The organism is Armatimonadota bacterium, assembly GCA_035527535.1.
Taxonomy (GTDB): domain Bacteria; phylum Armatimonadota; class Hebobacteria.
The window spans coordinates 1-25,717 of sequence record DATLAK010000063.1; the positions used below are offsets into that span (position 1 = coordinate 1).

The following is a 25,717-nucleotide window of genomic DNA, read 5'->3' on the forward strand; positions in this document are numbered from 1 at the left end:
GCTGGTCTTGGCTCGCCGCCAAGATTCCAGTGTTGTGCGCTGCTCGTTCGTCATCTTCAGCGTTTTGGCTTTTTCCCACATGCTCCGGAGAATAACACCATGGAGCGTTATTGTCAATATATTGCTGGGACACTACACTAGGAAACGGATTCATGGCAACCGCATTGAACCAGTCGGGGCGACTCTCCGAGGCATCGGAGCACTTGAAGCAGACGGTGCTGGCCGAGGCGGGGCCCTTCTGGGAGCGCGACCTGCTGGCGGCGGCGTCGTTTCGTGAGACCGAGGGCGAACCGTGCCGGCAGGTCCGGGTGGCCAAGGCCACCGCTCACATCCTCGCCCACATGCCGGTGCGCATCCGCGAGGGGGAGCTGCTGGCGGGGTGGCATCCGAGCACGCCGCTGACCGAGGAAACGAAGCGTGCGCGTACGGAGGCCGTGCAGTACCTATCCCGCCACAACGCCTTCGCCTTCGGCTCGGAAGGGCACCTCGCGCCCGACTACCCGAAGATCCTGCGGGTCGGGCTGGAGGGTATCCGGCGCGAGTTCGAGGAGCGCCAACGCGCGGTTGATCCGACGCACCCCGCCGGCGCCGGGCAGCAGGTGTTCTATCAGGCGGCTGGCATTTCCCTGGAGGCCTTGCAGGGCCTGATTCGCCGCTACGGCGAGCGCGCCCTGGAGATGGCCGCGACGGCGGCGGACTCCGGTTGGGCCGAGGGGTTAAGGCACATCGCGGAGGCTTGTGACTACATCGCCACCGCCCCGCCCCGCACCCTGCGCGAGGCCATTCAACTGGTGTGGTTCGTGTGGATGGCGATCGCCATCGAAAACGGCGTCGGACACACCTGTTTCGGCCCCGGCCGCATGGATCAATACCTTTACCCGTTCTACCTGGCGGAGCGCACCGCGGGCACGCTCGACGAGGCGCTGCTCCAGGAGCTGCTCGACCAGTTCTTCATCAAGACGAACGAATTCGACGGCCGCGAGATGAGCGCAGTCATCATCGGCGTCGCCGGGCGCAAGCCGGATGACAGCGATGCGACCAACGAACTCTCCTACCTCATGCTCGAGACCGCGGACCGTGTGCAGATGTATTTCCCCGGCATTGACATCGCCTGGCACCAGGACCTGGCCCCTGACTTCAAGCGGGCAGCCGTGCGCCTGCTGCGCAACGGCAAGGGGCAGCCCAGCGTGTTCAACGACGCGATCATCATCAAGGGGCTGATGCGCTACGGCGTGCCGTTCGAGGAGGCAGTTGATCACCTCCCCAGCACCTGTACCGAGACCTCCATCGCCGGGCGCTGCAATCCGTGGGTGGCGTGCCCATATGTCAGCCTGCCGCTCGCGCTGAATCGGGCGCTTTTCGGGAGCCGGCCGCCGGAGAAATGGGAGCCGGGGGCGGCAGATGGTCTGCCGCAGACCTACGATGAATTCAAGCACGCCGTGCATCGCGAGATCGCGTCAATGGCGAAGGAGGCGGTCGCCAGCGGGCTGCGGCAGCAGATGCTGGAGTCGTGGCATCGCCCCTTCCCGCTTCTTTCGTGCTTCATTCAGGGCTGTCTGGAGGGCGGCAAGGACATCAGCCATGGCGGCGCGCGGTACAATTTCCTGCAGCCCGAGGCGGTTGGCACTACCAACGTGGTGGACGGCATGGCCGCCGTGCAGCTGCTGGTAGCGGAGCAAGCGCGCTACCGGTTGGACGATTTTCGTCAGGCCGTGCGCGACAACTGGGAAGGGCACGACGAACTGCGGCGTGCCGTGCTCGGGGAATGCCCCAAGCACGGCAATGACGTTCCCTGGATCAACGATCTCTTTGCCGAGGTTGCCGGGGCCTGGTGCTCGGCGATCGAGGGGCGCAAGAACTACTACGGCGGGCCGGTGTTCCCCGGGTTTCTCGGCTGGGTGGTATGGTACGACCAGGGCGACGCCGTGCCGGCCACGCCTGATGGGCGCAGGAAGGGCGAGCCGATGGCCAACTCCATCGGGCCCGCCACGGGGGTCAAGCCCAAAGGTATTCCGGCGATGATGCTGTCCCTGAGCAAGTTCGATCATTCGCGCGGCCTGGGGGGAATGGTGACCAATGTGCGCTTGCAAGCCAATGCCTTGCGCGACGAGGCCGGAGTCGAGCGCCTGGTGGGGCTGATCGAAGCCTGCATGGAGATGGGCATCTACCACATGCAGTTTGACCTCGCCAGCAGCGAGAAACTGCGCGACGCGCAGGCACACCCGGACAATTACAGCGACCTCTTCGTGCGCATTGGCGGTTACCTCGTTCCATTCACGCTCCTGCCTCCCCCGGTGCAAGAGGAAGTGATCGCCCGCGCCGACATGGGGTTGTGATGCCTGCGGTGAACGCTGAGCCAACCTCGCCGCGCCGGGTGACGGGCGTCGTCTCCGCGATTGATCAGACGGCCATGCACGACGGCCCCGGCTTGCGCATGGCGGTTTACCTCAAGGGGTGCCCCCTGCGCTGCTTGTGGTGCCACAGCCCGGAATCGCAATCGCCGAGGCCCGAAGTTGTCTGGTATGAAGCTCGCTGCCAGCGCTGTGGGGCGTGCGCGGAGGTGTGCCCGGAGCACCTGCGCGGGGGCGGCTTGCCGCCGGCGCTCGACGAGCGCTGCCGTCTGTGCGGCGAATGCGTGCGCGCATGTCCCCACGGCGCGCTGGAAGTGAAAGGGTGGCGCGCATCGGCCGGCGAGATCGCCGACGAGGCGGCGCGACTCCTGCCCTTTTTCCGCGCCTCGGGCGGCGGGATTACGCTGACAGGTGGCGAGCCCCTCCTGCAGCATCATTTCTGCCGGGCCGTCGCCAGCCGGTGCCGAGAGCAGGGCATCCACGTCGCGGTCGAGACAAGCGGCTATGCCCCCTGGCCCCATCTGCGACGGCTCGCTTCTGTCACCGACCTGTTTCTCTACGACCTCAAGCAGGCGGACGATGCTCTGCATCGGGCGCACACCGGGGCTTCGCATCGGCGCATCCTGGAGAACCTCCGTCGGCTGCGCGAGCAGGGGGCGCAAGTGATCGTGCGGGTGCCGGTGATCCCCGGATACAACGGCTCCCCGGAAGGGATAGCGGCGATCGCCCGGGCCGCGGTCGAACGGGGCGTCGAGGACCTGACTCTGCTGCCCTACAATCCCTGCGCACCCGGCAAGTACGCCTGGCTGGGCCGCCCCTATCCGCTGGCGGGGACGCTGCCGCAAAGCGCGCAGGAAATGGCGATGTTGGAGGACGTCGTCCGCGCGCAAGGGCTGCGCGTGGTCGCCGCCTAACCGCCGGCGGTCGCGACCACCCTGCGGGGAGGCGCCAAATGACGGCGAACGCGCCGCACACCTATTCCCGGCGAGGTGCTACATGGAGCTGGGCGAGCGGGCGCAATTAGCGCTGGATACGATAGTCGGCGAGCCGCGCAAGGGCATCCCCACCTGGCAATTCCAGGCCATGGAGTGGCGCATGATTGACCGCCTGGCCGGTGCGGCGGAGGGCTCCTATGAGCAGGAGCCCGCGCCGACCTACCGGCGGATGCTCGACAACGGCGGCGTGTGCCTGCTGGATCAATGGATCCCGGAGAACCCGCTGACCATGGGTCGCCACGGCTTCGAGGGGGGCGCTCCGCGCGCTGCCACCACCGGCGCGCAGGAGATAATCGTTGACGGGATGCGCATTGACTCGCCGGAAGCGGTGGTGGAGCATCTGGAGCGCTACGCGTTTCCGGCCCTGCAGCAGGCAATGGGCGACTTCGACCAAGACGCGCGCGTTCAGCAGATCCTGGCGCAGGAGGCCGCCATTCAGCAAGTCCTGGGCCCCTCCATCCTCAAGGGCGGCTACGCCTTCGTCCACTTCCCCACCTTCGCGTACGGGACCTACGGCTACGCCGACTACTTCATGGCGTTCGCTCTCTACCCTGAGATCATCGAGCGGCACTTCGCGCTGCAAGCGGACCTGGCGCTGCTCAACAATCGCGCGGCCGCCACCGCATATGCTGCGGGCGCGCTATCTCCCCTGCACCGTCTCGACCACGACATGGCGGACTCGCGGGGCACCCTGGTTAACATCAAGGACCTGGACCGGCTGTGGTTCCCCCACTTCGCCCGCTGCCTCGAACCACTGCTCGAAACGGAGGTGCGCCTGATCTGGCACTGCGACGGCAACCTGATGGAGATGGTGCCGCGGCTGCTGGAGGTCGGCCTGCGCGGCTTCCAGGGGTTCCAGTACGAAGACGGTATGGACTACGAGAAGATCTGCCGCCTGAAGGCCCGAGACGGCGGCGACCTCATCATCATCGCCGGGGTCTCCGTCACCCGCACGCTGCCGACGGGGACGCCGAGCGCGGTCCGGCGCGAGATGGAGTGGCTGGTTCGCAGCGGCCCCAAGACGGGGCTTTTCCTCGGCTGCTCCAGCAGCATCACGCCCGGCGTATCGTGGCAGAACCTCGAGACCCTGGTCGAGGGGTTCAAGTACTACCAGATACACGGCCGGTAGCGCGGCGTCGGCAAGTCCGCCCCGGCGTTGCCGAATTGCCACCAGCCGAGACACGCCCCGGTCCTTGACCCGGCCCAGACGCAGTGGTAGAGTAGCGGCGGCTGGGAATCCTGGCGACGACTGGCAGGGAGCGGGCATGACTACGAAAGCTGAGATTCGAGATCGCGCGCTGGAGTATCTGCGGCGGGCGGGGATAGTGCTGCGACCCGACGAAGTCGAGGCGATGGAAGTCGCCGACCTCGGGCTGGGCGAGGTGGAGGTCACCGGGCTGGAGATCGTGGTCTATGTCAACAACGACCGCTACTGCGCCAAGGAGCTGGTGCTGTTGCCCGGGCAGACTTGCCCGGAACACCGCCACCCCTCGGTGGCGGGACGCCCCGGCAAGCAGGAGACTTTCCGCTGCCGCTGGGGCGAGGTCTATCTCTACGTCCCGGGCGAACCCGCGACCAACCCCAAGGCCAAGCCGCCCGCGCACCGCGCCGAGCACTACACCGTCTTCCACGAGATCGCGCTGCGGCCGGGCGACCAATACACTCTGGCCCCCGGCACCCGGCACTGGTTCCAGGGCGGGCCGCAGGGCGCGGTCGTCTCCGAGTTCTCCAGCACCAGCGCCGATGAGGCCGACGAGTTCACGGATCCCAACATCCGGCGGGTGTGAGCGCGCTTCCGCGGATGCTGGCCCGAAATAGGAAACGCCGATGCAGTCATCAACGGGACGCAAGCGAGTGCATCCCCTGAGCCCACGTGCAGTGGACATTCAACAAGTCAGGCGGCTACTTCGTCGCCGGTTGCCCGATCTGCGCGAGCGCTACGGGGTGCGCTCGCTAGGCATTTTCGGGTCATGTGTCCGAGGAAAACGAAGCAGGCGCAGTGACCTGGACATCCTGGTGGAGTTCGATCGCCCGCCGACTCTGTTGCAGTTCGTCCGCATCGAACGTGAGCTGAGCGAACAACTGGGTGCCAAGGTGGATCTAGTCATGAGATCGGCGCTGAAGCCCGCGATCGGCGCCCGCATCCTCGCGGAAGTGGTGCCGGTGTGAGGGCACGGCGGGAATACGCAGACTACCTGCGCGACATCCTTGACGCGGCGGGCAAGGCACAGCGGTTCGTGGAGGGCATAGACTTTCGGGCCTTCAAGGGCAATGACGAGAAGGTCTTCGCGGTCGTCCGCGCGCTGGAGATAATTGGCGAGGCGGCGAGGCAAGTTCCGGCATCCCTCCGCACACGATACCCCGACCTCGCGTGGCGGGACATCACAGGCATGCGCGACAAGCTCATTCATGCCTACTTCGGCGTTGATGTGGATGTCGTATGGCGCACGGTCCAGGATGAGCTCCCGCTCTTGCAGAGCGCGGTTCAGCGGATGTTGCAGGACCTCGAACAGAAGCCGAGTGGTGCGTAAGTTGATCAGGCCGCTGGCCATCTGCGTCTTCAGGCGGGGCGCTCTCATCCTCGTCGCCGAGGGATACGATCCGACCAAGCAGCAGGCGTTCTACCGCCCGCTCGGCGGCACCATCGAGTTCGGTGAGCGCAGCGACGAGGCGGTGGTGCGCGAGGTGCGTGAGGAGCTCGGCGCCGAGATCAATAACCTGTGCCTGCTGGGCACGCTCGAAAGCGTCTTCACCTATGACGGGCAGCCTGGGCACGAGATCGTGCTGGTGTACCAGGCCGAGTTTGCCGACTGTTCCATCTACGAGAGGGCGCAACTGGACGGCATCGAAGATGGTGCGGTCGCCTTCAAGGCGGTATGGAAGCCTCTCTCGGATTTCGCGAGTGATCGGGCAATTCTGTACCCCGAAGGGTTAGCAAAGCTGTTGTCCGGACTCGCACCCATGCGCGACATGCTGCAGGCCGCTCTCGCCGGCGGGTACGCCATCGGCTACTTCGAGGCCTGGGATCAGCACTCGTTGGAGGCGGTGCTGGAAGCCGCCGAGGAATCCCGTTCGCCGGTGATCCTGGGCTTCGGCGGCGAGCTGATTGACCAGCGGTGGTATGACGGCGGAGGGCAGCGGCGGCTGGCGGCGCTGGGCGTGGCGGCGGCCGCGGAGGCGACAGTCCCCGTGTCCCTGCTGTTCAACGAGGTCGCGAATCTGGAGCAGGTGCGGCGCGGGCTGGCTTGGGGCTTCAACGCCGTCATGCTCGACACCTCCGAACTCCCATTCGACGAGAATGTCGCGGCGACGCGCCGGGTGGTCGAGGCCGCGCACGCGCTGGGCGCGGATGTCGAGGGCGAGATCAACCGCCTGCCCGATGCCTCGGGGACGCTGGGCGGGCCGGCCGCACCCGAGTTGACCGACCCGCAGCAGGCCGCCCGTTACGTCGCGGAGACCGGCGTGGACGCGCTCTCCATCTCCACCGGCAACGTCCATATCCTGATGGAGGGCGAGGCGCGGATTGACCTCGACCACCTGGCGCGCCTGCGCCGGGCGGTTGAGGTGCCGCTCGTCATTCACGGCGGTACCGGCTTCCCCGATCACGCGGTGCCCCGCGCCATCGAACTGGGCGTGGCCAAGTTCAACGTCGGGTCGGTGATGAAGCAGGTCTTTCTCGACCGCCTGCGCCAGACGATTGCCGCCCTGCCGGCGCGCGTCAACCTGCAGGAAGCGATTGGCTCGCGCAAGGCGGGCGATATCTTGCAGCCGGCAAAGGACGCGGTCAAAGCCGAAGTCATGCGGCGCATGACGCTCTACGGCAGCGCGGGAAGAGCCTGACCACCACCTTCAAGCCCCACGCTCAAGCTCGATCACTAACCGCGCCGAGTCTCGTCTTGACTGTCATGCTCACCACGATGTACCATGGCGCAGACGATGCTTAGCATGATGAGCGCGCATCGCCCGGAAAGGGATCCCGGAGGCACCATCCATGCCATCATCAGCGCTTCACGACAGGATCAGGGGCTGTCTCGTCGGCGCGGTCGCCGGCGCCGAACTTGGTTTTGCGCGAGCCGTGCGCCCCGAGCGGTTTGCGCTCGCGCAGCCGCAAGATGTGCTCACGCTCGCGCTGGAGCCGGCAGGCAAGTACGAAGAGGAGCGCGGGCGGATAAACTCGCGGCCGCTGACGCCTTTCATCGCCCTCGGGGTGCGGGCGTACCTGGAGAAGGGCGGTCGCGCGACGCCGGAGGACTTCGCCGCGGCGCTGCAGGACGACGCGGAGATCGCGGGACCGGTATTCGCGTGGGACGGAGTCCACTCGGTGCAGGAGCTGCTGAAGGAAGGCATGCACCCGCGCATCAGCGGTCTGGGCGCCGCCCCGTGCGGGCTGATCGCGGCGGCGATGCCCGCGGTGGGCATCTACCACGGCGGCGACCCGGAATACGCCTACCTGGACGGGGTCGAGCTGGCGTCGGTGGCGCAGCCGCGGCTGGGCGCGGATTGGGCCGCCCTCTGCGCGGCGGCCGTAGCGGCAGCGTTCGATCCCAGCGCCGATGCGGACGCCGTGGTGGAAACGGTGCTGCGGCTCGCCCATCGCAACAATCCGGAGCTTTTCTACCAGTTCAACCGGCCGACGCAGCGAGCGGAGGCACTCATAGCCCAGAGCGAAGAGGAGTTCGTCGCGTGGTGGATGGCGTGCGGTGGACGCGGCGAAGTCCGCAGGGAAACGAACTGGATCGGCCACAATCCCATCGCCTTCGTCCTGCCTTTGCTGCGGCACTATGGCGCGGACGCGCGCCGGCTGATGGCGCTGCTGCTGGGGCCCTCGCGCGTCTCGTGGTACGAAGGGGTGATGGGCGGGCAGGCCGTTTCCGCGGTGATCGCCGGGGCGATCGTGGGCGCCCTGTACGGGCCGGAGGTGTTTCCCGCGGAATGGAGACAGTGGGCGGAGCCGCAGGCGGAACCGTGGCTGCCCATCGCAAATGTCGTCAACGCGCGCCTGGCAAAGGAACGCGAGATGGTCTCGGTCACCGAGCAGCTCGCCGCGCCGCGCAACGAGGGTACGTCGCTGCTCCACGACAAGGTCTATGGCTGCATGTTGGCGGGCGCGATCGGCAATGCCATGGGCTCGCCGGTGGAGGGCTGTTTCTATTGGGAGATAGACCAACGTTATCCGGGCGGCGTCACGACGGTCCTCAACCCGGAGCGGCTGGAGGGCGAGGACGACAACCAGATGGCGATGCTGCTGGTTGAGACCTACCTGGAGCGCGAGGGGTTGCCGGTAATGGCGCGGCATTTCGGCCACACGTGGTACGAGCGCCTCAACCGCGACCACTTTTACGAGGGATGCATGGGCAACGCCTATGACCTCATCCGCGGCGGTTGGGACCCGCGCATCACCGGGCACTGGAGCGTCGTCACCGGCTCGACGGTAATGTGCATGGAGCCGGTGGGCGTGTTCCACGCGGCCGATCCCGAGTTCGCCGCGATTGACGCCACCGCGATCTCGTACATGTATCAGCGCGGGCTCGACGTGGTCGCGGCCACCATGCTGGCGGCGACGGTGGCGGAGGCGATGCGACCGCAGGCGACCGTGGACCGCGTTCTGCAAGCCGCGCTGGAGGCCGCCCCGCGGGAGCCGCTGCGCACCTTCGACCAGCGCCCCTTCGCCAGCGCCCACGAGTACCTGCAGACCTGCCTGGACATCGCCGACAAGTACGATGATGTGCTGGCGGTCCGCGCCGAGCTCTATGAGAAGTGCCTGCTCTACCACCTCATTGATCCGCTGGAGCTGTGGGGTTTTGCGCTAGCCATGTTCAAGATCGCAAAGGGTGACGTCCGCCAGGCGGCCATCGGCGGCACCAACATCGGGCGCGACTCCGACACCATCGCCGGGCGGGCGGCGATGCTGGCGGGTACCCTACGCGGCGCGGGGTCGGTGCCCGAGGACTGGAAGCAGTTGTTCAAGCCCGCATCGCTGGAGCGCATCCGCCGCAACGCCGCCCGCTTCGCCGATGTCATCGTGCGCAAGACCGAGCGGATGAAGAAACAGCGCCTCACATGCGGGACGCAGTGACGATTGACTATCCGCTGGAGAAGATGGCGGACAACCGGCGGCGGATGGATGCCCGCGCCAAGTTCCGCTACCACGACCGCGTGCCCGTGGGCTTCTGCGTTGTCCCGCGCTACTTCGCGCCCCTCTTCGCCCTCAGGTACCATGAGCTCTTCAGGCGGGTCGAGACGCAGTTTCACTGGCAACTGCAGTTCTTCAAGTACCGCATAGAGAACATCCCGGAGGACATCGCCTGTCACGCGCCGGTGGTTCATGTCGCGCCCTACTTCGACAACGTCGTAAACGCCAGCGCCTTCGGCGCCGAGATCGTGTGGCCCGAGAATGAAACGCTCCATGCGCGTCCGGTCATCAAGACCGTGGAGGAGATGGAGCACCTGGAGATCCCCGCGCCCGATGCCGGGCTTTGGGGAACGGTCATCGAATGGTGGCAGCGGATGACGGAGCTCGCGCGCGAGACCAAGGCTATCTTCAACGGCATCGAAGGTCGGGTCGAGGTCGCGCCGCTGTCCATCGGCGGCGAGGGGCCGCACATGATCGCGATTGACCTGGTGGGGGAAGATTTCTACTGGTGGATGCTGGAGTACCCGGAGGCCTGCCACCGGTTCCTACGGAAGATCACGCTGGGGATGATTCAGGCCGAACGTCGCTTCCGGGAGCTGGACCCCAGGCCGCGCGGGGGCTACGGCATCGCGGAGGACTCGGCGCAGATCATGTCCGCCGACCTCTTCGTCAAGTTCTGCGTGCCATACGACAATATGCTGTATGACGAATTCGGCGCCGGCCTCGCCGATGGGCGCGGCATGCACATGTGCGGCGACAGCCGACATCTGCATCGCGCTCTGGTCGAGCACGCGCGAATATCGAGCTTCAACGTCTTCGGCTACCAGGTGCCGCCGCGAACCGCCGCCGAGAACCTGGGCGGAAAGCTGTACCTGTGGGGCAATGTCAACCCCATGCTCATACGCGATGGGTCGCAGGAGCAGGTCCAAGCGGCCGCCCGGGAGTGCCTGGAGGCCATGGCGCCCTGCGGGGGATTTCTCCTCGGCGACGGCGCCAACATCTGCCCGGGGACGCCCCTCGCCAACCTGGCCGTGTTCACCGAAGCGGCGCAGGAATACGGCGTCCCGCCGAGTGTAGGGGACGGTCCCCCGACCGTCCCGAAGCCAAGATCCCGGTAGCCACGGTGGGGCTGCCGGCGCGCCGCATAAAGGAGCTTCCCCGTGGCGATGACCAACCAGGAGCGATTCTGCAAGACGTTGTCCTTCGAGCCGGTGGACCGGCTGCCCAACTACGAGCTGGGCTGCTGGGGGCAAACCATCGAGCGCTGGATTGGCGAAGGAATGCCCGAGGACGCGGTTTACATGAACTGGTTCGAGGGCGAGCCCTACTTTCACCTGGAGCGTCGGGCCTTTGCCGCCCTCAGCGTCGGCATGTTCCCGGGCTTTCAGTACGAAGTGCTCGAGGAGACCCCAGAGTACATCACCGCCCGCCATGCAAACGGCATGGTCACCCGCGCGCTCAAAGGCGGCACCGTGCGCGCCACTCGTTTGTGCATGGATCAATACCTGTCCTTCCCGGTGACCGACCGCAAGTCGTTTGCAGAGATGAAGAAGCGCTACGATCCGTCGTCGCCGGTGCGCTACCCCCTGTGGTGGGACCAACAGGTGCGCACGTGGCGCGGCCGCGACTACCCGCTGGGCCTGCTGCACAACGGCACCTTCGGGCTCTACTCGCAACTGCGCTCGTGGGTGGGCACCGAGGGCATCTCCTACATGTTCTACGATGACCCCGCGCTGGTGGAGGAGATGATCGAGTTCAACACCGAGTTCTTCTTGGCGCTAGTGGAACGGGCGCTGGGCGAGGTCGAGTTTGACTTCTTCAACTTCTTCGAGGACTTCGCGGGCAAGGGCGGGCCGCTGCTGTCACCTGCCATCTTCCGCAAGTTCTTGCTGCCGCACTACCAGCGGATCACGGAGCGGCTGCGCCGGGCGGGCATAAAGCACATCCTGCTCGACAGCGACGGCGACCCGGAGGTGCTGATTCCGCTGATGCTGGAGGCGGGAGTCACCTGCTTCTGGCCGCTGGAGCAGGCGTCGGGCATGGATCCGGTGCGGCTGCGCAAGCAGTTCGGCCAGGACCTCGCGCTCGCCGGCGGCATTGACAAGCGAGAGATCTCCAAGGATCGGAGGGCTATCGAGGCGGAGCTGCGAGCGAAGATCCTGCCGCTGAGGGACAGCGGCGGCTATATACCCATCCTCGACCATTGCTTCCCGCAAGACATCTCCTACGATAACTTCCTGTACTACCTGGAAACGAAAGCCCGGCTCATCGGGATGGAGGTCGAGGTGCCGTGGCCGAAGCGGTGAGTGGGACAAGGACTATTTCGCCGCGGATCAACGCGGATGGATGCGAATCTATCAGGGCGTGTGTTGCCCCAGCTGTCATTCAGAACGCAGCGAAGCGGAGTGAGGAATCTCGTGCGGACAGGCGCGCCGCGGGCAGTCTGAAGCCCTGCCTGGAGAATGATACGCCGAACGAGATTCCTTGCGTTGCTCGGAATGACAAAGGCGGGGGCGCTCGGAATGACGTCAGCGAGGGGGACAGGGAGGCGAAGCTTCTCACACACGCTTTCAGACACGCGACTTCTATAGGAAGTCGCGCCCGGTCCGGGCGCGCGGTCAACGCGCGCATGTAGGGGCGTGATTCATCACGCCCTCGCCCACCCGAATCACCGCTTGAACCGCCGGTTCAGCGCCAGAACGAACATAGCGATGAGCGGAGGGCCGATGATGCCCTCCGCCACCGACGCATAGTGGCCCGCGAGGTGCACAGGCTCGAACGGCTTGTCCCCTCGCAGCAAGAAGCACATGACCGAGTAGAGCAAGTGCGGCCAGAAACCATTGACAGGCTGCAGCGAACCTGAAAGCGGGCTGGTACGGAGCGCGAACCACGGATGGGTGAACACCACTCCGAAAAGAAGGATCATCACTACAATCCACGCGAACGCGCGGACATAGTCCTCCCCGTACCCGCTGATCCAGCGGTAGAACGCGATCGCAGACAGGTATCGCCTGTACGTGGCACGCAGCCAGCCCTTACATGGTTCAAGCCGCCGCATTTCCATCTCGCCGAAATGGAAGTCTCCCGCTGTAATGGGGTCACGCTGCTCTTCCTCGTAGTTGTACTTCAGTTGCCGGTAAAGCTTGCCGATCAGCGCGTAGTCCTTCTCTTTGCCATCCTCTTCTGGCCCCAGTTCGTCCCACACGGCCGGGCGACCGTCTAAGCGCGTACCCCACTGCACTTTGGTGAAATCCACCCTCCGCACATCGGCCCCGAGGAACCGGGCCTTGCCAAGATAGACATGCCGAAACACGGCTCTCTCGGGATGTTCAAAACGCGCCTCGTAGAAATCGGCATCTGCTTGGCGGCAGAAAAGCCGATTATCCCTCTCTCCCACAAAGAGTGCCGCATCTAGGAAGGTCGCATAGACGAACTCCGTCGCGTCCTCGAATGTTGCTCTGAAAAAGTCTGCCTTGCCCTGAAACCTCGTCCCCCGGAAGCGCGCCTTGCCACGGAATTTCGCGTCCTGAAAGTCCGCGCGGTCCTGGAACGCTGCCCCGCTAAGATCGGTGTGGCCTCGAAAGGTCGCTCCGAGGAAGCCCGCATAGCCGTGGAACGTGGCGTCTGGAAAGTGTGTATCCCCCTCAAAAGTCCCCCATGTGAAGTACGCCTTGCCCTGTAACTTCGCCGACGAGAAGCTCGCCGGTCCTGCGAAGGTCGCTCTGCCGAAGTCCGCGTCCCCCATGAACGTCGCATCGGGGAAGTCTGCTCCACTTTCGAAGGTCGCCAAAGCGAAGCACGCGCTGGCGCAGAACGTTGCCCATCTGAACTCTGCCTCCCTCTGGAACCTCGCCCCGGCGAACTGCGCCTCGCCCTGGAACGTCGCCCCCCGGAATCGGACCGACCCGTCGAAGACCCTGCTGGTGAACTCCGCGGCATTCGGGAACACGAACCGGGTAAAGTCGTAGTCCTTGCGGGCAAGCATGGCTTCGATCTCGCGCTTGAACCTATCGGAGTTCTTTTCCGGGATGTCGGAGTGGCAGATGCACAATCCCTTGTGGTAGACGTGTCGTCCGCAAGGGCTGCCGTCATGCATCTCAACCGGGCACTTGGCGGCGGGTTTCTCGGTCTCAGGGGCAGTCATTGGCTTGTTCGATGCTCCTTGGTTTGCGGAACATCCTTTCGCTCACTCGTCGGTGCGTCCCTGCCTTCACGCATGCGGCTGGGCACTGCATAAACGAAGGGCGCAGCATGCTGCGCCCCTACGCTGAATCCCATCCGCGTTCATCTGTGGCTAGACTTTCCCCAGCCCCGCGAACCGCGCGGCGGCCTCGTGCCAGGCGTCACCTCCTGCGGGCGCGAACTCCGCGGTCGGGAACGAGCGCCGCACCACCTCCGCCGCCTCGGCCGATGATGCGATCCAACCGTGCGCCCGCGCCTGCACCAGCAAGTTGCCGATCGCCGTCGCCTCCGCCGGCCCCGCTACCACCGGCCGACCCGCGGCGTCCGCGGTGAATTGGCACAAGATGGAATTGCGCGAACCGCCGCCCACGATGTGGATTCGCTCGATCCTCCGGTTGGTCAAGGCTTCGAGCCAGTCGAGCGCCCGCCGGTAAGCCAGCGCCAGGCTCTCGAAGATGCAGCGCGCGATCTCGCCCGCGGTCTGCGGCGCCGGCTGCGCGGTGGCGGCGCAGTAGCCGCGGATGGCGTCGGGCATGCCGCCGGGGCGAAAGAAGCGGGAATCGTCCGCGTCCACCAGACTGCGGAGTGGCGGCGCCGCGGCGGCCATCTGGGCCAGTTCGGCATAGGACCAGCTTTGCCCGTCGCGCTCCCACTCGCGGCGGCACTCCTGCAAGAGCCACAGGCCCATGACGTTGCGCGACAGCCGGTTGCGGCCGTCTCCGCCCGCCTCGTTGGTGAAGTTCCAGGCCAGCACCTCGGGCGCCAGCACCACGGCGTCGGTCAGTACGCCGACCACCGACCAGGTACCCGAGCTGATCCAGGCGATGTCATCCCCCCGCCCGGGCACCGCCATCACCGCCGCCCCCGTGTCGTGACCGGCGGTGGCGACCACGGTCGTCGCGTCGCTCACCCGCAGGGACCCGAGGGTGGTTCCCGGGGCGACGATGTCGCCGAACAGCCGCGCCGGGAGGTCCAGCCGCCGCAGCAGATCCCAGGCCCAGTCCTGGCGGTCGGCCGCCAGGCACTGCGTGGTCGAGGCGATAGTCAGCTCGTGCGCCATCACCCCGCTCAGCCAGTAGTTCAGCAGATCCGGGGTATTCAGCATCCGCTCGGCAATTCCCAGCGCCGGGTCGTCCGCGAAGCGCAGGGCCAGGAGCTGGTAGAGGGTGTTGAACTCCAGGAACATGTTGCCGGTGGCGGCGAAGAGGTCCTCGCGGGGGACGATATCGAAGGCGCGCTGCATGATGCCCGCGGTGCGCCGGTCGCGGTAATGCACCGGGTTGGCGATGAGGTGACCGGCGCGGTCCAGCAGCCCAAAGTCAACGCCCCAGGTGTCTATGCCGACCGAGCGCAGAGCGCCGGCGCCGCGGGCCTTGTCAATCGCCGCCTGCACCTTGGCGTAGATGGCGAGGAGGTCCCAGTAGAGGGTGTCGCCGATTTCCACCGGCTGGTTGGGAAAGCGGAGCACCTCTTCCATCTGCAGGCGCTCGCCGTCTAAGCGGCCGCGCACCGCGCGGCCGCTTTCGGCACCCAGGTCAACCGCAAGCAGGGCCTCGTTGGCGGACACGAGGGTGACTCCGTATGCTCAAGCAGTGACGACGATCTCGGTCTTCGGCTGGTTGACTGGGATGGTCGCCTTTTCCCCCGGTTCGACGCCGGGGTGAGTGCGACCATTGACCCGAATCCGCTTGTCGGCGACGGTGGAGGCGGGGAGGATCACCTCTCCCCCCAATCCTCGCGGCAAGCTGATCTCGATGCGCAAACGCCGGGCGCTGTGCTTCCAGGCGACGCCGATCTTGCCCTTGACGCTGGGGAAGACGCCCTCCGCCGCCGCCAAGATGTCCACCGCCGGCGTGATGCGACAGCCCGCAAAGCCCGCGCCGATCGGGCGCACGCCGAGAATGTCGGTCGAGATGACGAACGCGGCCGGCGTCCCGCCGCAATGCGCCAGCGCCTGCGCGCCCGCGCGATAGTCGGACCACGGAGCAGTCACGATCCCGTCGGGGAAGAGCTCCGGCGCGTCGGTGTGCGCCGGCTCCAGGTTGCCACGTCCCGCGTAGCGTTCCCAGCCCTCCCAAATGGTAGCGGACAGCGCGACCATCGGTCCATAACGGCGCTGGATGAAGTCAACCAGCCCCTTGCGGTCACCGACATGACCGTAGGCCTGCATCACGTAGTACGCGAAGAGCGGGGTGACGGGGGCGATCCAACCCCGGGGATGGGCGAGGTGGGCCATCACCCGCGCGGCCTGCCGCGCGTCGGCAATGCCATACAACACGGCGAGGGCGTTGCCCAGCTCGCTCGCGACGCCGGTCAGTCTCCCTTTGAGATAGCTATCCAAGAAGAGGCCGCGTCCGGCATCCCAGAAGCGGGTGCGCAGCACTTGCCGGACGCGCTCGGCCTCGGCGCGGTACGGCAGCGCCTTGGCGGGCTGTCCGAGGGCCTCGGCGATGCGCGCCAGGTCTTGCAGCAGCTTCAGGTAGAATGCGTTGGTGGCGAGGTTCTCGCCGCGCAAGTCCGCCGGCGTCCAGTCGAGCCAGTTCCAGTATGGCAAGTGGGAAAGCAGGCCGTCGGCATCGCGATTGCGCCGGAACCACTGCGCCAGGCCCTCCAGCGCCGGGAAAGCGTTTTCCAGGATCTCGCGGCGGCCGAAGAACTCCCAGTTTTCCCACAGGCGGAGCGCCCATACGAGCGAGTGGTGCGGGATGAGCGATGGCATCTCGGAGCCCTCGGGGCGATAATCCGATCCCGGGTAGAACATGCGCAGCATGCCGTCCCCCAGCCCCCCCCAGCAGGTCATGCGGAAGTAACGCGCAGTGAGCGCCACCTCCCCGAAGCCCGCGTAAATGGCGGGCACGCCGTGGCTGCCGTCGCCCAGCCAGTTGCGCTTCTCGCGCGCCGAGGTGTCCATGTACCCGTCATCCGCGCACAGGTCCGCGGTGTCCACGCACGCCTGCCAGGTCTTGGTCAGCACCGGGTCCGAGCAAACGAAGCGCCCCTTTTGGGTCATGGGGTAGCGATACGTGTTCGCGCTGACGCAGTGAATCCGCACCGGCTGGGAGGCGTTGCGCACCGTGATCTGCAGATAACGGAAGTTGCGGTACTCGAACATCTCCCACACCTGGCGGCCCCCGCGCAGGGTGCAGCGGTCGCCGAAGCGCCCGACCCCGCTCACCGGAGCGATGCGCCCGCCGATCAGCTCCTGGCCGCAGGTCAGGTCAATGATCGTTCCCGCCGGCGCCTCGACCTCCACCCGCGGGAAAGCGTTCACCATGCGACCGAAATCCAGGACGATGTGAGGGTTGAAATGGCCGTCAAACACGTTCGCGTCCCGCCCCAGGGAGGGCAAAGTGACCACGGTGGGCGCGCCGGTCGGACGCAAGAGGCCGCGCGGGTTCTCGACCTTGCAGTAGCGCAGGGGCTGATGAATCTCCCGGGCCAGGAGCTCGGGGATGTCCACAGTAGTGCTGGAGATGATGAGGGACTCGCTTAGCGCCTGCACGCTGGCGGGGGGTATCCCCTTTTCCACCAGCATGGGGATGTCGCGCGGGAGCAGGACAGGACACGGCTCGCGGTTGCGGGGAATGACAGTCGCGTTCTCCCACGCGCGGTCGTCACAGGCAACCTCCATCCAATCCGCCGGATCCAAGCGCGAGTCCAGCACCTCGGTGACGCCAACGCCGCCGCTCACCTCACCGGCTGTACGATTCCAGCCCTTTGCGGCGCGGACCTTCCAGGCGCCGTCGGTGCCGATCACCCGCGGTCCGCCTCCTGCAGACTCGATTTCCAGGCGCGCGAACAGCCCGCCCAACGTGTCGCGCGTCAGGATGTTGGCGACGCCGTAACGGTAGATCTGCACCGCCACCGCGTTGCGACCAGGCGCGAGAAGAGCGGTCACATCGTAGGTATCATAGCTTTGCCATTTCGGATCCCCACGCTGCGGGCCCCGCCCGAGGTAGCGCCCATTCACATAGAGGCGGTAGTGGTCGCACGCGCTGATGAATAGCAGCGCGCGCGTGGGCGGCCGCCTGAGGTTGAACGTGCGCCGGGCAAACATGAAATAGTGGCGCAGATTCCGGGCATCCGAGGTCCAGATCCAGCGCGCAAGGTGATCCTTCAGGTTCAATGCCACTGCTGACTGCGTCATCTTGATTCCTCCCGACCCGTGACGATGGGGCGCCGCCGATGGTGGGAGCGCCCGCACTCACGCCCTTGTGGGGCGCTTCCTGCGCGCCTGCTTGCCCAGCCGCAGGTTCGCTTCCACGAACTCGTCAATCCGGTCGATCGCTTCGCCCACCCGCTTCGTGCGCTCGACCGCGACCAGGGCGTAGATCGCGTCCACCAGCGCGAGCTGCGCGATGCGCGAGGCGACGACGGTGGTGCTGGCGCCGCTCCACTCCCGGGGTGAGGCCGTCAGCAGCACGTGTTCCGCACCGCGGCTGAGGGCGCTGTCGGGGAAGTTGGTGATGCCCACCGTGCTTGCGCCGGACTCGCGCGCCAACTGCAGCGCCTGTACCACCGGACGGCTCTCGCCGGTATGGGAGACGCCGACCGCCGCGTCGCGCGCACCCAGCCAACATGCCTCCACCACCTGGCTGAAGGGCTCGGTCACCGCCGCCGCATCAATCCCCAGTTGCCGCAAGCGCAAGGCGCCGTCGAGGCACACCGCCGCCGACCCGCCGATGCCGAACCACCGCACCATGCGACAGCGGGCGATGAGGTCGGCGATCGCCCGCATCTGCGCCTTCTGCTCCAAGGCCAGGGTGGCCTTGAGGGAGTCAATGTTGAAGCGGAAGGTCTCGGCGACGATACCCTCAGGCGTGGAAGGATGGTCGCCTTGCTCGGACAGGGAGGAGGCGGCGATAACCAAGTGCTGCGCGAGGGCAAGCTTCAGCTCCGGGTAGCCCTTGATGCCGAGCGATGCGCAGAAGCGATTGACCGTGTGCTGGCTGACAGAGCAGCGCTGCGCCAGGGCGGCGATGGGCAGGCCGGTGACCTGGTGCGGATGGGCGAGCACATAGTCGGCGACGCGGCGCTCGGCCGGTCGCAGCCGCGGGTAGGCGCCGGCGATCTTGGTGCCGAGCAGCCGGCCCGGGTAGGTCTCACCGCTCGTGGTGCCCGGATTGCTACGCCGTGCCACAGCCGTCCTCACTCTCGTATGGCCGCCCCGACCGGTCGGGGCGAGATAGCCGCCTTTTCGATTTCGCTCAGGACAGGCCCCTTCGACTTCAGCGAAGTCCCACCGACGCCCCCGGGACCTTGCAATCATGCTCACCATGATATACAATACAGCGTAAGATGCTAAACATGATACATCCTGAAGCCGTTTCTGGCAAGCGGAAGCCGCTTCACCGGAGGTGCCCGCAACGTGCGCACGGATAACGTCAACCCCCCGACCCCCTATTACGACCCTGTCATTTTTCACAACATTCCCGACGGCATTGACCGCAAGCGCTGCCTGGTCGCCACCTACTATGTGGAGGATCGGGTGCCCGGCGAGTGCTTCCTGGATCACTTCAGCTTGGTGCAGAGCATCGCCCTCGAGGGCTCGACCGGCACCTGGGAGAGAATCGAGGAGGACACGCCCGAGGTGCGTGCCCGGCTGTCCGGCAAGCTCGTCGGCTACTTCGAGATCCCATCGCCGGAAGCCGACACCAAGCGGGCGGTGATCCAGCTCGCGTTTCCCATAGACGCCTGGGAGCCCAACCTGCCGATGATGCTGCTGTCCATCGCGGGCAACTGCTTCGCCTATTCCCCCCGCATGCGCCTGCTGGATATCGCCGTGCCCGATGACCTGCTGGCTCAGTTTCCGGGACCCAAGTTCGGCGTCCCCGGCCTGCGCGAGCTGATGGGCATTCCCCAGCGGCCGCTGTCCCTGCACATCATCAAGCCCAAGATGGGAATGACGCCGGATAAGACCGCGGCGCAGGTCTATCAGACCTGCTTAGGCGGGGTGGACCTGATCAAAGACGACGAGATGACCTCGCAGGTGTACAACAGCGGATTCGAGGACCGCCTGCGCGCCGTGCTGGGGGCGATTGACCGCGCCGCCCAGCAGACCGGCAAGCGCCCCCTCTACTTCGTCAGCATCACCGACGAGGTGGACCGGATCGTACCCAAGGCGCTGCGGGCGATGGAGCTCGGCGCCACCGGGCTGCTGCTGACCTACTCGGCAGGCCTGTCGGCCCTGCGCGTTCTGACCGCGCATCCCGAGGTCAAGGTGCCGGTGCTGCTGCATGCCTCGCACATGATCGCGGCGCAGCCGCGTATCAGTTGGCCCGTCTTCGCCAAGCTGTGCCGGCTGTGTGGGGCCGACCTCATGCTGACGCCCACCTACTGGTCGAGCATCCCCATGGTCAGCCTGGAGGAGGGGCTGCGCACCGCCCAGGTCAAGCTCGCCCCCTGGCGGCACATCAAGCCGACCTGGCCCATGCCTTGCGCCGGCGTCTACCCGGGGCTGACGGAGATCCTGGTCCGGGAGTACGGCACCGATATCGTCATTCCCGCCGGCGGCGGCATGTTAGGCCACCCCATGGGCTACGCCGCCGGCGCCAGAGCCTGGCAGCAAGCGATCGAGGTAGTGATGTCCGGCCGCCCGCTGAAGGAGGCGGCCCCCGACTACCCGGAGCTCAACGCCGCCGTCGAGAAGTGGGGCATTCCCGAGCGGCCGCGCACCCACTGGCTGCGCGCGGACCCGCGCTTCCATCCCAAGACGAGCCGGTAGGGCAGCCGTCCTCGGCTGCCAACATTCTAAGGTCGCCAGGCGAGACGCCTGGCCTACCGTACTTTCTCTGGGCTGCGTGAGGTGAAGCCATGAAGGTTGGCGACGACACCCGCTACCGCCTGGGCGCGTGCCTGCCCGTGTTCGGGTCATGCGCCGACCGCTACTGCCGGTCCGGCTACGGCGGGGGCGCGACGACCCTGGAGGGTATGCTCGACCTGGCCGGCCAGTGCCCCGGCCTCGAGGGCGTGGAGCTGGTCGGCAACTGGCACATCAACGACGACAACATCCAGGCCATGCCCAAGGAGCTGTCCGACCGCGGGCTCGAGGCCTCCATGCTGACGGCCGATCTGTGGACGCAGGCGAAATGGGGCCGGGGCAGCCTGGCGGCCCCGGACGCTGAAACCCGCGCGGCGGCGCTGGCCGAATGCCGCAAGGTCATCGCGTGGGCCGAGGCCATGGGCAACGTCGCGGTTGACCTGTGGTTCGGCCAGGATGGGTACGACTACCCCTTCCAGTCCGACTACGAATCCGCCTGGAGGTGGTTGGTCGAGGGAGTGGCGGCGGCGGCCGCGCATCGCCCCAGCGTGCCCGTGTGCATCGAGTACAAGCTCAAGGAGCCCCGTACCCACATTCACGTCAACTCGGCGGCCAAGACGCTGCTGCTGATTGACGCGGTGGGGAAGGACAACGTGGGCGCGCTGCTGGACGCCGGCCACGCGCTGGCGGCGGGTGAGAACCCGGCGGAGGCGGCGGCCCTGCTGCAGGGAAACGGTCGCCGGCGCCTGTTCTACGTGCACCTCAACGACAACTATGGCCTGTGGGACGACGACATGATCGTCGGCTCGGTGCGCGTGATCGAGCTGATGGAGTTCCTCTATTGGCTGCGCCGCCTGGACTACCGCGGGTGGCTGACCCTGGACGTGTTCCCCTACCGCGAGGAGGGGCTAGCGGCGGCGCGGGAGAGCTTCGCCTGGATCAACGATCTGCTGCGCATCATCGAGCAGGCCGACCCACAGGAGATCGAGCGAGTGGTGCGCGCCGGGGATGGCGCGGAGTCGGTGCGGCTGGCGCGGCGCTTGCTGGTGGGAGGGAGACCGAAGTGACCCCGTTTGGCGGGTTGGATCTCGACCGCCCGGCGGCACCTCTGCCCGAAAGGGATCAGGCGCTTGGCCTATACCGCACCATGCGGCGCATCCGCGAGTTCGAGGAGCGCGTGTTCAAGTATTTCCAAGCGGGGCGCATACCCGGCACCGTCCACCAGTGTCAGGGCCAGGAGGCGCCGGCCGCCGGCGTCTGCGCGCACCTGCTGCGCACCGACTATATCACCAGCACCCATCGCCCCCACGGCCATGCCATCGCCAAGGGTATTCCGCTTGCCGAGATGGCGGCCGAGCTCTTCGGCAGCATTCTCGGCTGCTGCCGCGGCCACGGCGGCTCCATGCATATGGGCAGCCCGGAGTACGGGATGCCGCCCGCCAGCGCCATTGTCGCCGGCGGGGTGCCGATTGCGGCCGGTATGGGCCTGTCGTGTCGCAGGTTGATGCCGGCAACGGTCGTCGCGTGCTTCTTCGGCGACGGCGCCTTCAACAACGGCGCTTTCCACGAGGGCGCCAACCTGTGCGCGATCTGGGACCTGCCGGTGGTGCTGGTGTGCGAGAACAATTTCTACGGCGCCTCCACCCACGTCACCACGGTGAACAAGATCCCGCGCTTGGCGGAGCGCGCGCAGTCCTATGGCATGCCGACCGAGACGGTAGATGGCAACGATGTCTTCGCCGTGCACGAGGCGGCGGGGCGGGCCATCGCGCGCGCGCGCGCAGGCGATGGCCCCTCCTTTCTGGAGTGCCTGACCTACCGCCGGTGCGGGCATTCCCGCCGCGACCAGAACAAGTATCGCGACCATGAAGAGGAAGCGTTCTGGCTTGGCCGCGATCCGTTGGACCTCGCCCGCGCCCGGCTGCTCGACGACGGGGCAGCGACGGAAGCGGAACTGGAGACCATTGACCGGGCGGCGCAGGAGGAGGTGCGGGCAGCGCTCGACTACGGCGAGCAGGCCCCGCAGCCGCCGGGCGCGGAGGCGCTGCGCGACGTCTTCTGGGAGGGATCCGAGTGACCATCGCAAAGGCGCTGCGCCTGGCGATTACGGAGGAAATGCGCCGCGACCCCACGGTCATCTGCATCGGCGAGGACATCGGCACGCCGGGCGGCTGGGGCGGCGCCTTCACCGTCACCTGGGGGCTGGAGCGCGAGTTCGGCTTCGAGCGCATCCGCAACACGCCCATTTCCGAGGCGGGGTTGATCGGGGCGGCGGTGGGCGCGGCGATGACGGGTTTGCGTCCGATCGCCGATTTCCAATACGCCGATTTCATGTTCTGCGCCGCCGACCAGCTGATCAACCAGGCACCGAAGATGTGCTTCATGTCAGGCGGGCGCACCAAGGTGCCGCTGGTGGTGCGGGCGCCGGTGGGGGCAAGCACGCGCGGGGCGCAGCATGCGCAGTCCCCCGAGGCATGGATCGTCCATACCCCCGGCTGGAAGGTGGCGGTGCCTTCGACGCCCTACGACGCCAAGGGCCTGCTCAAGACGGCGGTGCGCGATGACAACCCGGTGTTCATCTTCGAGCACAAGCTGCTCTACGGCTCCAGCGGCGCGCGCAAGGAAGACCACGCGCTGGAGGTGGACGAGCCGGTGCCGGACGAGGATTTCACGGTGCCGCTCGGCGTCGCCGCGGTGCGCCGTCCGGGGAAACACATCACCGTGGTCGCCACGCATCTGATGCTCTACCGCGCTCTGCAAGCAGCCGAGGAGCTGGCGCAGGAGGGCATCGAGTTGGAGGTGATTGACCCGCGCACCCTGGTGCCCTTCGATTATGATACCGTGTGCGAATCGCTGGGCCGCACCGGACACCTGATGACCGTCGAGGAGGACACCCGGCGCGGCGGCTGGGGCGCGGAGATTGTGGCCGAGATCGCCGAGACCCATGGCGATCTGCTTCAAGCCCCGCCGGTGCGCGTCGCCACCTATGACGCGCCCATTGCCGCCAGCCCGGTGATGGAGCGCTTCGCGGTGCCCGACGCCGCGCGCATCGCTGCAGCAGCCATGGCCATGGTGGAGGCGTAGCTCGAATGCGGCGCCGACATCTGTCACATCCCAAGGTCGGGCGCCCCGCGACCGCCTGGCGCCTGACCGTCTGCGTGATGATCTCCTATTCCTGTGGAGGGCCGAACATGCACGCGGTCCGGGCTGATGAGAATCGCAGCACCCCGGCCTGGGACAACTTCAGCGACACCTGGGTTGCCACCGATGCGCTCGGGCGCCGTCCGCCGACCTATGCAGAGGTCGGCCCGCCGCGAGCGGACCGCTGGGTGGGGATTTTCTACTTCTTGTGGCACGGCGCGCATGTCGGCGGCGGACCCTACGACATCTCGAAGATTCTGCGCCAGGACCCGCAGGCGATGAGCAAGGCTAACAGCCCGCTGTGGGGGCCGGTCGGGGCGCCGCACCACTGGGGGGAGCCGCTGTTCGGTTACTACCTGGGCGACGACCGGTGGGTGCTGCGTAAACACGCGCAGATGCTGGCCGATGCAGGGGTGGATACACTCATCTTCGACACCAGCAACAAGCTGATCTACAAGCACAACTACACCGCGTTGTTCGATGCGCTGACCGAGCTGCGCCGCGAGGGCAACCGCACCCCCGACGTCGCATTCCTGACGCCCTTCTGGGACCCCGCCAGCACCGTGCAGGAGCTGTACGATGAGCTGTACGCCAAGGGCCTGTACGCGGACCTGTGGTTTCGCTGGGAAGGCAAGCCGCTGATCCTGGCGAACCCGGCCCAGGTCAGCCCGGAGTTGCGCGATTTCTTCACCTTCCGGCGCCCCCAGCCCGACTACTTTCAGGGGCCCACCGAGCCCGACATGTGGAGCTGGCTGGAGGTTTATCCGCAGCACGTGTTCCGCAACCGCCGCGGCGAGAAGGAGCAGATGTCGGTCGGCGTCGCGCAGAACGCGGTCAAGGATGCCAACGGGCTGCGGCTGGGCACCCTCAGCGAGCCAGGGGCCTTGGGCCGGAGCTACCACGGCGGCGCACACGCGCCCGCGCCCGACGCGGCTCTGCATGGCTACAACTTCGCGGAGCAGTGGGAGCGCGCGCTCGCGGAAGACCCGCGCTTCGTCTTCGTCACCGGCTGGAACGAATGGTTCGGCGGGCGTCATACCGAGTTCCTGGGGGTCAAGATGCCCTCGATGTTCGTGGATACCTTCAACCAGGAGAACAGTCGCGACATCGAGCCCATGAAGGGCGGTCACGGCGACAACTACTACTATCAGCTCGTCAGCTACGTCCGTCGCTTCAAGGGCGTGCGGCCACTCCCTGCGGCAACGCCCCCCAAGACCATCAATCTCGACGGTGACTTTTCCCAGTGGGTCGCCGTCGGCCCCGAGTTCAGGGACGACATCGGCGACACGGCGCACCGCGATCATCCCGGCTTTAACACCGTCACCCGCTACGTCAACGCCACCGGCCGTAACGACTTTGTGGCCCTCAAGGTGGCTCGCGACTCGGACTTCATCTACTTCTACGCCCGAACCGCGGGCGCCATCACATCCCACACCGACCCTAACTGGATGATGCTGTTCATCAACGCTGACGGCAATCCCGCGACCGGGTGGCATGGATACGACTTCGTTGTCAACCGCCAGCTCAAGGAGGCGTCAACCGCGGTGGTCGAGGGGGCGCGCACCGGCTGGGACTGGCAGGCGGTCGGGGAAGCAGGCTTGCGCATGCGCGGCAACGAACTGATGCTGGCGATCCCGCGCCGGGTGCTCGGGCTGGCCGGCGGCGACGCGCCGCTGCGGATGGAGTTTAAGTGGGTGGACAACCTCCAGACCGAGGATGCCATCGAGGAGTTCACCGTCAATGGCGACAGCGCGCCCAACGGGCGGTTCAACTACCTCTACGCGACACACCCGCACTCCGCTGGGGGGCGAGAATCGGCCAACCGATGAACGACCTTGAGCGCTTTCGCGCGTGCATGAATTACGAGCCGGTGGATCGCACCCCGTTCTGGGGGTGGGGGGCGTGGCCGGAGACGATCGAGCGCTGGCAGCAAGAGGGCTACGACCCGGATCACTTCGATCTCAACATGGGCGCCGACGTCAGGCAAGGCTACAGCGGCTGGTTTTTCCCCGAGCCGCCGTTCGAGCGGCGGGTAATCGAAGAGGACGCGGAGCACATCCTTTACGTCAATCACGAAGGCATCCTCATGCGGGAGATGAAGGACCGCCCCGCCAGCTCGATGCCCCAGTTCGTCAAGTTCCCGGTCGAGACGCGA

At 66.5% G+C, this 25,717-nt stretch carries 20 protein-coding genes; 16 read left to right on the forward strand and 4 right to left on the reverse strand.

From position 1 onward, the window contains the following. Positions 1-152: 152 nt before the first annotated feature. The 10 genes from VM221_03835 (at position 153) to VM221_03880 (ending at position 11,785) form a co-directional block, all read left to right on the forward strand. Positions 153-2,336, forward strand: coding sequence for a pyruvate formate lyase family protein (locus VM221_03835; protein HUT73951.1), 2,184 nt, complete (start codon positions 153-155; stop codon positions 2,334-2,336). 8 nt (positions 2,337-2,344) lie between these two features. Then, complete coding sequence (locus tag VM221_03840; GenBank protein HUT73952.1) at positions 2,345-3,265, forward strand: glycyl-radical enzyme activating protein; 921 nt, start codon at positions 2,345-2,347, stop codon at positions 3,263-3,265. A gap of 82 nt (positions 3,266-3,347) precedes the next feature. Then, positions 3,348-4,475, forward strand: a complete 1,128-nt coding sequence (locus VM221_03845; GenBank protein ID HUT73953.1) for a hypothetical protein — start codon at positions 3,348-3,350, stop codon at positions 4,473-4,475. Between the two features lie 136 nt (positions 4,476-4,611). Beyond that, entirely contained in the window at positions 4,612-5,133 is a 522-nt protein-coding gene (locus VM221_03850; GenBank protein ID HUT73954.1) for a D-lyxose/D-mannose family sugar isomerase, read from the forward strand. Between the two features lie 40 nt (positions 5,134-5,173). Beyond that, positions 5,174-5,515, forward strand: coding sequence for a nucleotidyltransferase family protein (locus tag VM221_03855; protein ID HUT73955.1), 342 nt, complete (start codon positions 5,174-5,176; stop codon positions 5,513-5,515). Continuing rightward, on the forward strand, positions 5,512-5,877 hold the full coding sequence (locus VM221_03860; protein ID HUT73956.1) for a DUF86 domain-containing protein: 366 nt from the start codon (positions 5,512-5,514) through the stop codon (positions 5,875-5,877). Before VM221_03855 ends, VM221_03860 begins: the two co-directional genes overlap by 4 nt. Then, positions 5,870-7,186, forward strand: a complete 1,317-nt coding sequence (locus VM221_03865; protein HUT73957.1) for a class II fructose-bisphosphate aldolase — start codon at positions 5,870-5,872, stop codon at positions 7,184-7,186. The genes VM221_03860 and VM221_03865 overlap by 8 nt, the downstream gene beginning before the upstream one ends. Before the next feature lie 151 nt (positions 7,187-7,337). Further along, positions 7,338-9,422 (forward strand): ADP-ribosylglycohydrolase family protein, encoded by a 2,085-nt coding sequence (locus tag VM221_03870; protein HUT73958.1) that lies wholly within the window; start codon positions 7,338-7,340, stop codon positions 9,420-9,422. Then, positions 9,407-10,597 carry a uroporphyrinogen decarboxylase family protein gene (locus VM221_03875; GenBank protein HUT73959.1) on the forward strand — a complete coding sequence of 397 codons (1,191 nt, stop codon included), beginning with the start codon at positions 9,407-9,409 and terminating at the stop codon, positions 10,595-10,597. Before VM221_03870 ends, VM221_03875 begins: the two co-directional genes overlap by 16 nt. Before the next feature lie 48 nt (positions 10,598-10,645). Further along, positions 10,646-11,785: a uroporphyrinogen decarboxylase family protein gene (locus VM221_03880; protein ID HUT73960.1), complete on the forward strand. Its 1,140-nt coding sequence runs from the start codon at positions 10,646-10,648 to the stop codon at positions 11,783-11,785. Positions 11,786-12,147: 362 nt separating this feature from the next. On the opposite strand, the gene VM221_03885 is transcribed toward VM221_03880, so the two are convergent. The 4 genes from VM221_03885 to VM221_03900 form a co-directional block, all read right to left on the reverse strand. Next, positions 12,148-13,623 (reverse strand): pentapeptide repeat-containing protein, encoded by a 1,476-nt coding sequence (locus VM221_03885; GenBank protein ID HUT73961.1) that lies wholly within the window; start codon positions 13,621-13,623, stop codon positions 12,148-12,150. Between the two features lie 150 nt (positions 13,624-13,773). After that, on the reverse strand, positions 13,774-15,228 hold the full coding sequence (locus VM221_03890; protein HUT73962.1) for a rhamnulokinase family protein: 1,455 nt from the start codon (positions 15,226-15,228) through the stop codon (positions 13,774-13,776). Between the two features lie 18 nt (positions 15,229-15,246). Then, a complete protein-coding gene (locus VM221_03895) occupies positions 15,247-17,808 on the reverse strand; it encodes a family 78 glycoside hydrolase catalytic domain (GenBank protein ID HUT73963.1) in 2,562 nt (853 codons plus the stop codon). 57 nt (positions 17,809-17,865) lie between these two features. Continuing rightward, entirely contained in the window at positions 17,866-18,801 is a 936-nt protein-coding gene (locus VM221_03900) for a MurR/RpiR family transcriptional regulator (protein ID HUT73964.1), read from the reverse strand. A gap of 228 nt (positions 18,802-19,029) precedes the next feature. On the opposite strand from VM221_03900, the gene VM221_03905 reads away from it, so the two are divergent. The 6 genes from VM221_03905 to VM221_03930 form a co-directional block, all read left to right on the forward strand. Beyond that, positions 19,030-20,385: a RuBisCO large subunit C-terminal-like domain-containing protein gene (locus tag VM221_03905; protein HUT73965.1), complete on the forward strand. Its 1,356-nt coding sequence runs from the start codon at positions 19,030-19,032 to the stop codon at positions 20,383-20,385. A gap of 89 nt (positions 20,386-20,474) precedes the next feature. Then, positions 20,475-21,488: a sugar phosphate isomerase/epimerase family protein gene (locus VM221_03910; GenBank protein HUT73966.1), complete on the forward strand. Its 1,014-nt coding sequence runs from the start codon at positions 20,475-20,477 to the stop codon at positions 21,486-21,488. Then, the gene (locus VM221_03915; protein ID HUT73967.1) at positions 21,485-22,498 is read left to right on the forward strand and encodes a thiamine pyrophosphate-dependent dehydrogenase E1 component subunit alpha; all 1,014 of its coding nucleotides are present in this window, start codon (positions 21,485-21,487) and stop codon (positions 22,496-22,498) included. The genes VM221_03910 and VM221_03915 overlap by 4 nt, the downstream gene beginning before the upstream one ends. Next, complete coding sequence (locus VM221_03920) at positions 22,489-23,505, forward strand: alpha-ketoacid dehydrogenase subunit beta (GenBank protein HUT73968.1); 1,017 nt, start codon at positions 22,489-22,491, stop codon at positions 23,503-23,505. The genes VM221_03915 and VM221_03920 overlap by 10 nt, the downstream gene beginning before the upstream one ends. Positions 23,506-23,510: 5 nt before the next feature. Then, positions 23,511-25,391 (forward strand): hypothetical protein, encoded by a 1,881-nt coding sequence (locus VM221_03925; protein HUT73969.1) that lies wholly within the window; start codon positions 23,511-23,513, stop codon positions 25,389-25,391. Then, positions 25,388-25,717, forward strand: a 330-nt coding sequence (locus VM221_03930) for a hypothetical protein (protein HUT73970.1), incomplete at its 3' end; no start/stop codon positions are given. The genes VM221_03925 and VM221_03930, both read left to right, overlap by 4 nt.